The organism is Kitasatospora sp. NPDC048296 (assembly GCF_043201815.1).
Classification (GTDB): domain Bacteria; phylum Actinomycetota; class Actinomycetes; order Streptomycetales; family Streptomycetaceae; genus Kitasatospora.
This window is the reverse complement of sequence record NZ_JBICZB010000127.1, coordinates 1-12,883: the sequence shown is the minus strand read 5'-3', so window position 1 is coordinate 12,883 and position 12,883 is coordinate 1. Positions and strand designations below refer to the sequence as shown.

General features: G+C 72.5%; 14 protein-coding genes. 5 read left to right on the top strand and 9 right to left on the bottom strand.

All coding sequences use genetic code 11. From position 1 onward, the window contains the following. Positions 1-128 precede the first annotated feature (128 nt). Positions 129-920, bottom strand: coding sequence for an alpha/beta fold hydrolase (locus ACGF12_RS37175; protein WP_393040622.1), 792 nt, complete (start codon positions 918-920; stop codon positions 129-131). A 115-nt stretch (positions 921-1,035) separates the two neighbouring features. Here ACGF12_RS37175 and ACGF12_RS37170 point away from each other — a divergent pair, with 115 nt between their 5' ends. The 3 genes from ACGF12_RS37170 (at position 1,036) to ACGF12_RS37160 (ending at position 3,742) form a co-directional block, all read left to right on the top strand. After that, the gene (locus ACGF12_RS37170; protein ID WP_393040619.1) at positions 1,036-1,479 is read left to right on the top strand and encodes a MarR family winged helix-turn-helix transcriptional regulator; all 444 of its coding nucleotides are present in this window, start codon (positions 1,036-1,038) and stop codon (positions 1,477-1,479) included. 80 nt (positions 1,480-1,559) lie between these two features. Next, the gene (locus ACGF12_RS37165) at positions 1,560-2,627 is read left to right on the top strand and encodes a zinc-binding dehydrogenase (RefSeq protein ID WP_393040616.1); all 1,068 of its coding nucleotides are present in this window, start codon (positions 1,560-1,562) and stop codon (positions 2,625-2,627) included. 566 nt (positions 2,628-3,193) lie between these two features. Beyond that, positions 3,194-3,742, top strand: coding sequence for a YceI family protein (locus tag ACGF12_RS37160; protein WP_393040613.1), 549 nt, complete (start codon positions 3,194-3,196; stop codon positions 3,740-3,742). A 106-nt stretch (positions 3,743-3,848) separates the two neighbouring features. On the opposite strand, the gene ACGF12_RS37155 is transcribed toward ACGF12_RS37160, so the two are convergent. Both ACGF12_RS37155 and ACGF12_RS37150 read right to left on the bottom strand, forming a co-directional pair. Then, the gene (locus ACGF12_RS37155; RefSeq protein WP_393040610.1) at positions 3,849-4,367 is read right to left on the bottom strand and encodes a TetR-like C-terminal domain-containing protein; all 519 of its coding nucleotides are present in this window, start codon (positions 4,365-4,367) and stop codon (positions 3,849-3,851) included. After that, complete coding sequence (locus ACGF12_RS37150; protein ID WP_393040607.1) at positions 4,310-5,719, bottom strand: MFS transporter; 1,410 nt, start codon at positions 5,717-5,719, stop codon at positions 4,310-4,312. Before ACGF12_RS37150 ends, ACGF12_RS37155 begins: the two co-directional genes overlap by 58 nt. A 64-nt stretch (positions 5,720-5,783) precedes the next feature. Between ACGF12_RS37150 and ACGF12_RS37145 the strand changes: the two genes are divergently transcribed. Next, positions 5,784-6,578, top strand: a complete 795-nt coding sequence (locus ACGF12_RS37145) for an ArsR/SmtB family transcription factor (protein WP_393040604.1) — start codon at positions 5,784-5,786, stop codon at positions 6,576-6,578. Positions 6,579-6,609: 31 nt separating this feature from the next. Then, a complete protein-coding gene (locus ACGF12_RS37140; RefSeq protein ID WP_393040601.1) occupies positions 6,610-7,062 on the top strand; it encodes a hypothetical protein in 453 nt (150 codons plus the stop codon). Between the two features lie 57 nt (positions 7,063-7,119). Here ACGF12_RS37140 and ACGF12_RS37135 read toward each other — a convergent pair whose 3' ends face one another. The 6 genes from ACGF12_RS37135 to ACGF12_RS37110 all read right to left on the bottom strand — a co-directional run bounded on the left by ACGF12_RS37135 (position 7,120) and on the right by ACGF12_RS37110 (position 12,671). After that, positions 7,120-8,550, bottom strand: coding sequence for a pyridoxal phosphate-dependent decarboxylase family protein (locus tag ACGF12_RS37135; RefSeq protein WP_393040598.1), 1,431 nt, complete (start codon positions 8,548-8,550; stop codon positions 7,120-7,122). 134 nt (positions 8,551-8,684) lie between these two features. After that, on the bottom strand, positions 8,685-10,016 hold the full coding sequence (locus tag ACGF12_RS37130; RefSeq protein WP_393040595.1) for an RNA polymerase sigma factor: 1,332 nt from the start codon (positions 10,014-10,016) through the stop codon (positions 8,685-8,687). Continuing rightward, positions 9,989-10,408, bottom strand: a complete 420-nt coding sequence (locus tag ACGF12_RS37125) for a YciI family protein (RefSeq protein WP_393040592.1) — start codon at positions 10,406-10,408, stop codon at positions 9,989-9,991. Before ACGF12_RS37125 ends, ACGF12_RS37130 begins: the two co-directional genes overlap by 28 nt. Positions 10,409-10,531: 123 nt before the next feature. Next, entirely contained in the window at positions 10,532-10,768 is a 237-nt protein-coding gene (locus tag ACGF12_RS37120; RefSeq protein ID WP_393040589.1) for a hypothetical protein, read from the bottom strand. 11 nt (positions 10,769-10,779) lie between these two features. Further along, positions 10,780-12,036 (bottom strand): MFS transporter, encoded by a 1,257-nt coding sequence (locus ACGF12_RS37115; protein WP_393040586.1) that lies wholly within the window; start codon positions 12,034-12,036, stop codon positions 10,780-10,782. 41 nt (positions 12,037-12,077) lie between these two features. Further along, positions 12,078-12,671 carry an ArsR/SmtB family transcription factor gene (locus tag ACGF12_RS37110; RefSeq protein ID WP_393040583.1) on the bottom strand — a complete coding sequence of 198 codons (594 nt, stop codon included), beginning with the start codon at positions 12,669-12,671 and terminating at the stop codon, positions 12,078-12,080. Positions 12,672-12,883 lie beyond the last annotated feature (212 nt).

The window sequence follows — 12,883 nt, the reverse complement described above, 5'->3', positions numbered from 1 at the left end:
CCGCCACCGCCCAGAACTACACCCTCCATACCGAGGTCAAGATCATGGAAGACGGGCTTGCAACTCGCCCACGACGCTAAACGCAGCGGCGTTGGTGCGCTCCCCGGCGGAACGACTCGACGCGTTGCTCAGGCCTGGCCCTGTGCCTGGCACTTGTCCACGTACTCGGTGATGATCGAGAAGAACCGCGCCGGGTCCTCGAACGGCAGGCCGTGGCCGCCGGGGACCTGGAGGTAGTCGGCCTGGTGGATGGCGGCGGCCAGTTCGCGTTGATGGTGGGGCGGGATGATCTGATCGTCGGCGCTCGCCACCACGAGTGTCGGCGCGGTGACCCGGCCCACCGCGTCACGCAGGTCGATCCGGGTGTCGAGTTCTATCTGCCCGAGGATGCGCTCATCGAGCATGGCCGTGAAACCCGCGGCCATTTCGGCGAACTGCGCGTCGTCGAGGGCGCCGAGGAGACCGGGCCCCATCGCGGTGAGGATCAACTGGTGGGCCAGTAGGGCCGGGTCGGTACGCAGCAGGCGCGCCCACAGCTCGAACATGAACGCCTCGCGCGGGCTCGTCCTGACCCATCCGGCGTGCAGGACGAGTGAGGTCACGGCAGCGGGATGGCGGGCGGCCACGGCCGTGGCGACGACGGAACCCACCGAGTGGCCGACCAGGTGGAACCGTTCCAGTCCGGCGACCTGGGCGGTGGCGACGACCCGGTCTGCGAGTGAGTCCAGGTCGATCGGTGCGCGGTCGACGGGGGTGGCGCCGGCGCCGGGCAGGTTCGGGGCGACGACGGTGTACCGGTCGCGCATCGCATCGATGAGGGCTCCCCAGTTCGAGGTCGCGTCAGCGCCGGTGCCATGGATCAGGACCAGGCCCGGGCCGGACCCGGCGACGACGTGATCAAGCGGTTCACGGCTGGACAAGGGGTGCCTCCATGAGTGAGTGGCTGAGCGATGCGAGCAAAGATAACAGAGGTCTGTCATCTATCAGGACTCTGTCATAAGCCAGAGTGCGAGCTGGTGGCGTACGATCACCTTCATGGAGATGCCGGTCACGGAACGCCTCGGGCTGCACATCAAGCGGGTGGAGCAGGAGCTGATGGCGGCCAAGCACGCGGCGCTCCGGCCGCTCGGGCTCACGGTTCCGCAGTACGTCGCGCTGTACATGCTCGACGACCAGCCGGGGCTCTCCGCCGCCGCGCTCGCCCGCGCCTGCCTGGTCACCCCGCAGACCATCGCCACCGTGCTCGCCAACCTGGAGGCGAAGGGCCTGATCGTCCGCCAGCCGCACCCCTGGCACCGCAAGGTGGTAGAGGTGCGACTCACCCAGGACGGACGCGGACTGCTCGCGGAGGCCGACGCCAAGGCCGTCGCCATCGAACGACGGATCGCCGACGGATTCAGCCCCGAGGAACGCGCCCTGCTGATCGACCTGCTGGCCCGCGCATCAAGTCAACTGACCATCGCGCCGCAGCAGGACTGACACCGCCGCCGGCCCCCGCTGCCGACGGGCACGAGGACGCGGGCTCGGCCGGTCGGCAAACTCAACGAGGGAGACAACCGATGAAGGCCGCGCTGTTAAAGGAGTTCGGATCCCCGCTGGCCGTCGAGGAGGTGCCGGATCCCGTCCTGGGCACGGGGGAGGTCGTCGTCGACGTGGTGGCGGCGAGGATGCTGCCGTATGCGGGGGAGGTGTTCAGCGGTGAGCGGGGGTACCTGCTGGACCTTCCGGTGGTGCCCGGGAGCGGGGCGATCGGTCGGGTGCGGGCAGTTGGGCCTGATGCCACCCAACTTGCCGTCGGTGACTGGGTGTTCTGCGACCCCACGGTGCGGTCGCGGGATGACTCACCGGCTCCCGATGTCATCCTGCAGGGGCTGACCGCGCTCAGCGACGGCGGGTTGCGGTTGCAGCGACACTTCCGGAACGGCGCGCTCGCCGAGCAGATGATGATCCCGACCGAGAACGCGATCCCGCTCGGGGCGGTCGACCCGGCGGACGCCGCGAAATGGTGCTCGCTCGGGGTGCTGCTGGTGCCGTACGGCGGACTGCTCGCCGCCAACCTGCAGGCAGGCGAGACGATTCTGGTCAGCGGGGCCACCGGGCACTTCGGCAGCGCGGCCGTTGCGGTGGCGCTGGCGATGGGGGCGGCCTGCGTGGTCGCGCCGGGGCGCAACGAGGCCGCGCTCAAGGAACTGACGAACCGGTTCGGGTCGCGGGTGCGTGCGGTTCAGCTGACCGGGGACGAGGAGACGGACCGCGAGCGGATGCGGCAGGCGGCCCCGGGGCCGATCGACTGTGTCCTCGACCTGCTCTCCCCGGCGGCCGGGACGGCGGCGGTGCGGGCGGCGGCCATGACCGTGCGCGACGGTGGCCGCATCGTCCTCATGGGCGGCGTCGGCGGCGATCTGCCGCTGAACTACTCGTGGGTCATGCGCCACAACATCACCGTCCGCGGCCAGTTCATGTACCCGCGCGAGGCGAACGGCCGGCTGATCCAGCTGATCCGGTCCGGACTGCTGGGGCTGGACGCCTTCGACATCACCGAGTTCGCCCTGGCCGACGCCAACGAGGCCGTCGCCCACGCCGCAGCCAACGGCGGTCCGTTCCGCCTGACACTGGTCCGGCCGTAGGTAGTCGAGCCGGCGGCTCCGCAACGAGCATCCCACCGGCTTCCTTCCCGGAGGTCGTGTACCACCCGTAGGACCGGTACGGCGGCGGGCGACCGCCACGGGGGTACGGCTGCCCGCCGCCCGCTGCCCGCTGCCCGCCGCCCGCCGCCCGCCGCCCGCCGCCCGCCGCCCGCCGCCCGCCGCCCGCTGGAAGTCCGATGAAGACGCTGGAGTCTGGCCCCACCGAGTGCGGTGGGGCCAGACTCGGTTCGTGGCGATGGGGGACTGGGCTGGGGAACTGGTGGGGCCGGATGTGCGGGAGGCCTGTCGCCGGTGACCTGGGCGGGCCTGCTGGGCTGCCAGGGGTGGGTGACCGGCTCGGTGGCGTCGATCCCGCAGCCGGTGAGCGGGCTCGGGTCGCCGGGCACGTCTGGGTCGGAGGACACCGCGTCGAGGCAGAAGGCGCCGACCACCTTGGTGGTGGTCGGCGCCTTCGCCATCTGTCGCAGCTGCAAAAAAGTAAGTACCTGTGTTATCAATAGCTACGTACGAAAGCTCACTCCCTGCTCCACCGTAAGGCGATTGCCATGACGAGTCACATCACCAACCCCGCTCAGCCCTCCACCGGACTGTCCGACCTGAGCGCCGGTCCCTGGGTCCTGGACGCGGCCAAGTCATCAGTGGAGATCAAGCACAAGTCGATGTGGGGGCTGGCCACGATCAGGGCCGCCTTCACCAGGCTCAGCGGCGAAGGTGAGATCGGCCCCGACGGGTCCGCGCACGGCACGCTGACCATCGAGGCCGCGTCGATCCTCAGCAAGCAGGCCAAGCTCGACACCCACCTGCGCTCCGCGGACTTCTTCGACGTCGAGAGGTATCCGACGTTCACCTTCGCCGCCACTGGCGTCGTCGCCGACGGCGCCGGAGCCGCCAAGGTCACCGGCCGCCTCACCGTGCTCGGCACGACCCGCCCGCTCACCTTCACCGCCCGCGCCACCGCCGTCGGCCCGGACGACGTGACCCTCAGCGGCGAGGTCGCCATTGACCGTAACGACTTCGGCATGGGCTGGAACAAGGCCGGAATGATCAAGGGCCTCACCACCGTCACCCTCACCACCCGCTTCACCCGCCGCTGACAGGCCGACCCGAGCGCCGCCCCGCAGGGGTGTGTCCGGAGATCCACAGGCCCTCGGAGCACCCTGCCGTGTGTGCGGTTGGGGGTTCGGGCGAGGGTCGACTGGCTTACCGGTTCGGTTCCGCGGCGGGGTGGGGTCGGGTGGTGTCCAGCAGCGTCCGCACTGCCGTCCGGACGCGGTCGTCCGTTGCGGTGGGGTCGGTGGGGTCGAGCTTTCCGTCGAGGTGGAGGAAGGCGAGGCCGTGGACCAGTGCCCACACGGCGGTGGACATCGCCTCTCGGTCGGTTCCGGGGAAGGTGTCGCGGACGATCGCGCCGACGTAGTCCCACATCGCGGCGGCCGCCGCGACCCGTTCGGCGTCCGCGGGGTCGCAGGGTTCGGCGAACATCACGCGGAACAGCGCGGGCCGCCCGACCGCGAAGCGGACGTAGGCGGCGGCGACGGCGGCCAGGTCCTCGGGTGTCCGCGGGGCGGGGTGTGCGGCGGCGAGGTGTTCGGCGAGTTCGCGGTAGCCCTGCGCGGCGACGGCGGACAGCAGCGCGTCGCGGTCGCATCCGGCGCACCCGGTCAGCGGCTCGCCGTCAGACGGGGGGCCTGTGCGGTTGGCCGACAGGAGTACGCCCATACGGCCGCGGCGGCCGCGGAGGCGAGGGCGATCAGGTAGAGGACGGCGTGCAGTCCACTGGAGAAGGGGTGGACGGTGGTGACGAGTGTGCCGAAGGCGGCGACGCCAACCGCCGATCCGGACTGCCGGGCGGTGTTGAGCGCGGCCGCGGCGATGCCCACGCGGGCCTTGTCGACGGCGCCCAGGGCCGGTGCGGTGGCTGCCGGGGAGATGAATCCGCCGGCCAGTCCGATCACCACCATGGGCGCGAGCGCCAGCCAGTACGACGAGGTACGGGTGGCGCCGAGCAGCCCCAGCGCCCCGAACGCGTAGGCGCCGAAGGCCGCGCACATCGACCAGCGCGAACCGAGCAGCCGCGCCACCCGAGCGGATCCGAAGCCGCCGACGGCGACGGTCGCGGTCAGCGGCAGCAGCGCCAGTCCGGCCCGGACCGGCGAGTAACCGCGGACCTGCTGGAAGTAGAGGCCGCAGACGAACAGCAGGCCGTAGAAGACCAGCGCCGAGGTCGCGGAGACCACCGTGGAGGCCGCGAAGACGCGGCCACGGAACAGCGACAGCGGGAGCATCGGGTGCGGGCTGCGGACCTCGGCGACGAGGAAGGCCGCCGCGGCCGCGGCGGACACCGCCAGCGCCGTCCACACCAGCGGCGCGCTCCAGTAGCGGCCCTGGATGAGGACGGTGATCGGCACACCGAGCGCGACGACCGCGCTCACCTGTCCGGGAAGGTCCAGACGCTGAGGCAGCGACCGGGCCGGCCGTTGCGCGACGCTGAGCGCCGGCCACACCCCGGCGAGTCCGATGGGCACGTTGACGAAGAAGACGCTGCGCCAGCCGAGCCAGGAGATCAGGCTGCCGCCGATCAGGGGTCCCGCGGCCATCGCGACTGCGCCGAGCGACATCCAGATCCCGATCGCCCTGGCCCGCAGCTCGGGCTCCGGATGGGCCTGGTCGATCAGTTTGAGGGCGGCCGGGACGAGGACCGCCGCGCCGACGCCCTGCACCGCACGCCCGGCGGCCAGCACCGGCAGGCCGGCCGCCAGGCCGCAGCTGGCGGACGCCACGGTGAACAGCAGCAGACCCGCCAGGTAGGCCCGGCGGGCGCCCCAGCGGTCCGCGAGGGTGCCACCGGTCAACAGCAGAGCGGCGAACGCGAGCGTGTAGGAGTTCACCACCCATTGCAGCCCGTCGATGCCGATGCCGATGCTGTCGGAGATGCCGTTCAACGCGACGTTCACGATCGACGCGTCCAGCAGGACGATGACATAGCTGACACCGGTCGCGACCAGCACGCGTCGCCACAGCCGGGTACCCGAGATCGAGGGCAATGGAATGGCCAGGACTTTCTCGTTCATGCCCCGACGCTGACAGCGATTCACTTCCACGCCGGTGGAAGCGGACCCGGGCGACAATGACCGCATGACCTCACCCACGCGCACCGGCGAACCGGACATCGCCCGTGTGGCGAGCCTGTTCGCCAACGGCACCCGCGCCCGCATCCTGATGGCGCTCGCCGGAGGCCACAGCCTGCCGGCGAGCGCGCTGGCCGAGCACGCGGGCGTCACCCCCCAGGCCGCCAGTACCCAGCTGAACCGGCTCAGCCGGGCCGGGCTGATCGCCGTCCGGCCGTCGGGACGCAACCGCTACTACGAACTCGCCGACCGGCGGATCGCCGAGCTGATGGAGAGTCTGGCCGCGCTCGCCCCGGCCCAGCCGGTGGCGCGAACGCTGCGCGCCAGCAACCGCAATGAGGCGCTGCGCCGAGCGCGCCTCTGCTACGACCACGCCGCCGGACGGCTCGGGGTCGCCATCACCGAGGCCCTGCTGAACAGCGGCGCGCTGGTCCCCGCGGGCGGGACACTGCAGACGGAGAACGCGGAGCACCCCTACCGGCTCGGCCCGGCCGCGATACCGGTGCTGACCGGCCTCGGAGTACCGGAGAGCCACCTCACGGACGACCAGCGGCGTCCGCTGCTGCGCTTCTGCCTGGACTGGACCGAGCAACGGCACCACCTGGCGGGGCGTCTCGGCGCGGACCTGTTCAACGCCTTCACCACCGCCGGATGGATCACCCGGGCACCCCACACCCGCGCGCTGCACCTGACCCCGGCCGGTGAGGACGCGCTGGCCCGCCGGCTGGGCATGGGCGGCGCGGTCGATCCCGGCGGGATCAGAGCGGTTGGTGACCGTGGCTCGTTGAACGGGTGTGGCTGACGAAACGGACAACGGCCGGGCTCAGGCTCCGATGGTGTGGGCGCTGGTGGTGCGCGAGGCGGCGCAGGGGCCGCCGTTCGCGGAACTGATCGTGGAGGTTGGTGCGGACCTCTATACGGACCTGGTGGAAGCAGCGCTCGACAGCGGCTTCACGCTCGCGGCGGGTGCGCCTCCGGACACGAGCGGAGTCGTCGAGGTCGGCGAGGGCCGGGTGAAGCGCCTGGTGCTGGTCGGCGGGCGCCAGATGTGGGAGCCGGACACCCGCGTCGAGACGTCGCCAGGTTGGCTGGCAGCGGCCCGGGGCAGGAGTGCCGCCGTGGTGATCCTCGTACCGCCGGACACCTGGCCGCCCGGCCTGATCGAGTTGGCGCCCGAGGTACGCCTGGACGTGTTCACCCGGCGGTTCGAACAGGAACAGAGGGCGGGACGCGTCCTGCACGGAACCGTATCGGTGCGGGTGGGGAACCCGCCGGACAGCGAGTAGGTGTGCCGAAGCGCGCCACCCGTCACCGGATTGGACACCACCCGCAAGCTCAGCCGCTCACGGCCGAGAAGCTGACGTGGAGTCCGTTGCAGGTCGGTTCGACGCCAGCTTCCGCACCGCGTCCGCGAGCGCGGCCGCGGTGCGGCGGACGTCCCGGTCCGTGGTGCGCCAGTTGCTGAACGCCGCGCGCAGGGCGGGCCGGCCGGCGTAGCGGGTGGGGGTCAGGAAGGCCTCGTCGGAGAGTTCGGCGGCGAGGGCGGCGAGGCGTTCGGGGGTGGGGTCGGCGGCAAGGGTGAAGCAGACGACGTTGAGGCGGACCGGGGCGAGCAGCCGCAGGCCGTCGGTCGCGTTGACGGCCTCGCCGAGTGCGCGGGCGCCGGTGACGCAGCGCTCCACGATCTCCCGCTGGCCGGCCCGGCCGTAGGCGCGCAGGGTGAACCAGGCGGCCAGGGCGCGCAGTCGGTGCGAGTTCTCCGGGGTGAGGTGGACCAGGTCGGGGTGCTCGCCGATCGGACCGAGGTAGGCGGCGGCGTTCTGGAAGACCCTCGCCTGAAGGTCGCGGCGGCGGGTGAACTGCACGGCACTGTCGTAGGGCACGTTGAGCCACTTGTGCAGGTCCACGCAGACCGAGTCGGCCAGGTCCAGCCCGGCCGTCAGCTCGGCGTGTTCCGGGGAGAGAGCGGCGAAGGCGCCGAAGGCGGCGTCCACGTGCAGCCAGAAGTCGTACCGCTCGCGCAGGCCGGCGATCGCGCGCAGGTCGTCGAAGTCGACGGTGTTCACCGTGCCCGCGTTGGCCACCACGATGCACGGGCCGCCGGCCTCGGCGAGGGCGCCCTCCAGTGCCGCCACGTCCACGGCCTCGCGGCCGGGCAGGGTGGGCACGGTGGTCAGCGCCCGGCGGCCCAGGCCGAGAACGCTCAGCGCCTTGGACACGCTGGAGTGCGCGCTGCCCGACAGCACCGGCACCCGGCCGAGGGCGGCGACCCCGTCCTCGGCCACGTCCACGCCGAGCCGCTCGCCCAGCCACTCCCGGGCGACCGCCAGGCCGACGGTGTTGGACATGGTTGCGCCGCTGACGAAGGTGCCGCTGTGCGCGGGGGAGAGGCCGAAGAGCTCGCGCAGCCAGCCGACCGTCTCCCGTTCCAGGTGCTGACCGGCCGGGTCCAGCGAGGAGTTGGAGTTCTGGTCGGCGGTGGAGGTCAGCCAGTCGCCCGCCAGCGCGGCCGGGGTCGTACCGCCGGTGACGAAGCCGAAGTAGCGCGGCCCGGCACTGGCCGACAGCCGCGGCTGCCAGCGCTCGCCGAACTCCGCCAGCGCCGCCCGCAGACCCTCGGCGTCCTCGTGCAGCGGCTGCGCCGGCGTCGGCCGGTCCGACTGCTGCGGGATCACCGGGCCGTCGAGGCCGGCGAGGAAGGCGACGGCCCGCTGCCGGGTCTCCTCCAGGAGGGCGGGCAACTGGTCGAGATCGGCGGCGAGTGCGGGGTGCATGGGGCTTCTCCGTTGATCGATTGTCAGCCCGAGGGTAGTGGGTGGGAGATGGGGTGTCGCGGGCCAATTCGACGCGGGTGGCCCGGGAGTTCGGGTGCGCGCGGGCACGTGCCGCCGGAGCCGCCGGGCGGGCGTCAGGCCAATGCGGCCGCCTTGCGTAGCAGCACCGACCGCTCGCGGGCGTTGCGGCACAGCCGGGCGGCGAGCTCCAGCTCGGCCCGGGCCTCGGCGGTGCGGCCGAGGCGGGCCAGCAGTTCGCCGCGCACGCCCGGGAGCAGGTGCGAGCCCGACAGGCGGCCGGAGGCGAGCAGGTCGTCGACCATGGCCAGCGCCTCCTGCGGTCCGCTCGCCATCGCGACGGCCACGGCCCGGTTGAGCTCGACCACGGGGGACGGGGCCACCCGGCCGAGCGCCTCGTAGAGGAGCACGATCCGCTCCCAGTCGGTCTCCCGCACCGAGGGCGCCGTCGCGTGGCAGGCGGCAATCGCGGCCTGCAGACCGTACGGACCGAGGCCCCGTCCGACGGCCGAGGCCCGGCCGAGTGCGGCCAGGCCGCGACGGATCGCCGACCGGTCCCACAGCCGCCGGTCCTGGTCCTCCAGGAGCACCGCCTCGCCGTCCGGCCCGGTCCGTGCCGGGAAGCGCGCCGCGGTGAGCTCGAACAGCGCGAGCTGCCCGTGCACCTCCGGCTCGGCGGGCAGCAGGGCGGCCAGCATCCGGGCCAACCGGACGGCCTCGTAGGCGAGATCGGGGCGCAGCAGGTGGTCGCCGCTGGTCGCCGTCGAGCCCTCCGTGAAGATCACGTACAGGACGCTCAGGACGGCGCCGAGCCGCTCGCTCCGTTCCTCGGGCTGCGGCAGCTCGAACGGCACGTGGGCGGCGGCGATGGTCTTCTTCGCCCGGGTGATCCGGGCCTGGACGGTCGGAGTCGGCACCAGGAACGCCCGGGCGATCTCCTCGCTGGACAGGCCGCCCACCACGCGCAGCGTGAGCGCCACCCGGGCCTCGGGCGACAGCACCGGGTGGCAGGCGGTGAACATGAGGGCGAGGACGTCGTCGTCGACCCGGTCGGGATCCCACGGCAGGTCGTCCGGCCGCTCGGGCGCGGCCGCCGCGCCCGAGCTGAACTCGCCGTCCGCCAGCTGTCCGGCGAGCGCGGCGTACCGCTCGTCCAGTGCCGACTTGCGGCGGAAGGTGTCGATGGCCCGCCGCCGGGCGGTCGCCAGCAGCCAGCCCACCGGACTGGCCGGCGCGCCGTCGCGCGACCAGGTGACGAGCGCCTCCGCCAACGCCTCCTGCGCGATGTCCTCGGCGAGCGCGAAGTCGCCCGTGTAGCGGGCCAGCGCACCGACGATCCGCGCCGACTCGATCCGCCAGACGGCCTCGACGGCCCGCCGCGCCGACTCGGCGATCGGCGGGCCGTCGGGAGCCTGGAATGTCACAGCTGGCCGGTCCGCTCGCGCCACGCCCGCTCCTTGACGATCCACTCGTTGTCCTGCGGGAACTCGTCGATGCCCGGCACGCGCCGGATCTCGCACTTCGAGCCGGGGATCGCCGGGAGCCGCTTGGCCCACTCGACGGCCTCCTCCTTCGAAGCGACGTCGAGCACGTAGAAGCCGCCGAACAGCTCCTTCGTCTCACCGTACGGCCCGTCGGTGACCACCGGGGTCTCACCGCTGTAGTCGACCACCACGCCCTGGGACGGGTCGTCCAGGCCCTCGGCGGCGACGAGCACGCCGGCCCGGATCAGCTCGTCGTTGAAGCGGCCGATGGTTTCGAGCATCTCCTCGAAGGGCGTCTCCATCATCTTCGCCAGGGACTCGTCCGTGCCCCGCATGATCAGCATGTACTTCGCCATCGTTGCTCTCCTTCTCCTTGATCGGGGGTCGTCTCCCGACCCTCTCAGTCCCAGGTCGAACGGCGATCTCGCGGATCGACACGGCGGACGGATTCGGACCGGATTTTTTTCGCCGGACGCCTGTTACGGGTTGGTCCGGGGGTCGGTGCGGGGGTCGGCCGGGGGTGCTGGGGCCGTGACCAGGGCGGTGACGGCCGCGCGGATGGTCTCGTCGTCGACGGAGCCGTGCCAGCCGGCGGCCTGCGTCGAGTTCTCCCGGTCGGGGCCCGCGCAGTGCCGCAGCAGGCCCGGGACGTCCGTGGCGGAGCCGTAGTTGTGGCCGAGCCCCGCCCGGTCGATCGCGTCGAGTTCCTCCCCCACGGGCGTGGACTCTACCGCCGGGGCAGTTCCGCCTGCCGGACCGCCTTCGAGGCGAAGGCGAAGACCGCTCCCAGGCAGGAGAGGCCGCCGCAGCCGATGAACACCGGGGCCGCGCCCCAGGCGTCGATGGCGGCGCCCACCAGCGGGTAACTGAGCGGCGCGAGGCCGACCATGGTGAGCATCACGACGGAGGTGACCCGGCCGAGGTAGGCGGGATCGGCGGTGGTCTGGATGAGGGTGCTGTCCAGGCTGCCGAAGACGCCCGCGCTCAGCCCGACCAGCGCCGCCAGCAGGGCGGCTGCCCACAGGCTCGGAACCAGCGCCATGGCGGCCGCGCCCGCACTACCGGCCAGCAGCGTCGCGACCATGGTCAGGCCCGCCCGGGGCAGCCAGCCGGCGATGGCGAGCAGGGCGGCGCTGGCGGCCGCCCCGGCGCCGAAGCAGGCGACGATCCAGCCGTAGCCGGACGGGCCCCAGCCGCGTTCGGCGTTGAGGAGCACCATGCCGACGTTGAGGATGCCGGTGAGGCCGAGCTCGCAGACCGCTCCGGCGGCCACCAGCGGGCCGATCAGTCGGTGGCGGCGGATGTAGCGCAGCCCGTCCAGCAGCTCGGCGCGGGCGGTGCTTCGGCCCGGCCGGGGCTGCTCGGACGACGCTTCGAGCGGGTGGATCCGTACCGTCAGCAGCAGTGGCAGGGACAGGGCGAAGAGCAGGCCTGCGACGGTGAAGGCGGCCGCCGGGCCGCCGAGGCCCATGGCCAGGCCGCCGATCGGCGGGCCGGCGATCTGGCTCAGACGCATCGCCAGGGAGCGCAGGCCGGTGACCCGGGCGAGCTGATCCGGGCCGGTGATCCGAGGCGGCAGGGCGCCGACGGCCGGGACGAACAGGGCGTCCACGGCCCCGAACACCAGGGCCACCACGACCAGCAGCCAGAGCGCGGGCGTGGTCAGGGCGATGGCGGCGGCGACGGAGAGGATCAGGAGGCAGCGCAGGGTGTCGCTGCCGAGGATCACCCGGCGGGGGTCGAGCCGGTCGGCGACGACACCTCCGCCGAGCATCAGCGCCGCCCGTGGCAGCGCCCCGGCGGCCATCACCAGGCCGACCTCGGTGGGCCCGGCGGCCTTCTGGGCGGACCAGCCGAGGGCGAGGAAGTACACGCCGTCGCCGATCAGGGAGGCGGTGTAGGCGGTGAGCCAGCGCAGCACATTGGCGTCGCGGTGGGCGACGGTGTCGGGGCGTATCGGCGGTGCTGTCTCCACGGTGGCCATGGCGGACTCCAGCAGGTCGGTGACGGAAACGGACGTCCGCGTCAGGGGCGGAACGGAAAGCCGTACAGGTGGACGGACACGTGCTCGCGGCCCTCGGTGTCGCCGGCGGCCTTGGCGGCTTTGCCGCGCTTGCGCCAGCGCCGGGCCAGTGCTTCGAGTTCGTCGCTCATTTCGGAGAGTTCGGCCGGGGTGAGGTCGAGCAGCCACTCGGCGCTGAAGGCCGCGTCGGTCCACTCCTTGCCCCAGGCGGCGCCCTGGTCCAGGTACGCGCGGTACTGCGCGGCGCGGCTGTCGACCAGGACGCGGCTGACCACGCCGACGGCGGCCGCGCCCTCGGGAGTACCGGCGAGCTCCGACTCGCGGTAACCCCAGCCCTCCTCGGACGTCACCTGCCACCACCGCTCCCGCCCGTCGGCGCTCCGCGCGCCCGCTTCGGTCACGAAGCCGTGCTCGGCGAGCTTGCGCAGGTGGTAGCTGACCAGGGACGGCGCCTGGTCGACCTGCTCGGCGAGCTGGGAGGCGGTGGCGGTGCCCGCGACGTAGAGCAGGCGGTAGAGCTGCATGCGCAGCGGGTTGGTGAACGCCTTCAGGCGGGAGAGGTCGGTGATCCGCTCGGGCTTGGGGTGCTGGGGCATGGCTTCACGGTAGATCCGAAGGGAAAATTGCGCAATAGAGTTTTCGGATCTGCTGGGCGCGACACGGGACTTGTGACCGGACACGGTTGTCGGCCACGGGACTCGCTACTTGGCCGCACTGAGGTTCCCCCGGGATGCGGAGGATGGTGACAGCGGTTCAGATGGGTCTCATGAGAGGACCCGAGGCCATGGCCGCCCCGAAGAAGTACCCG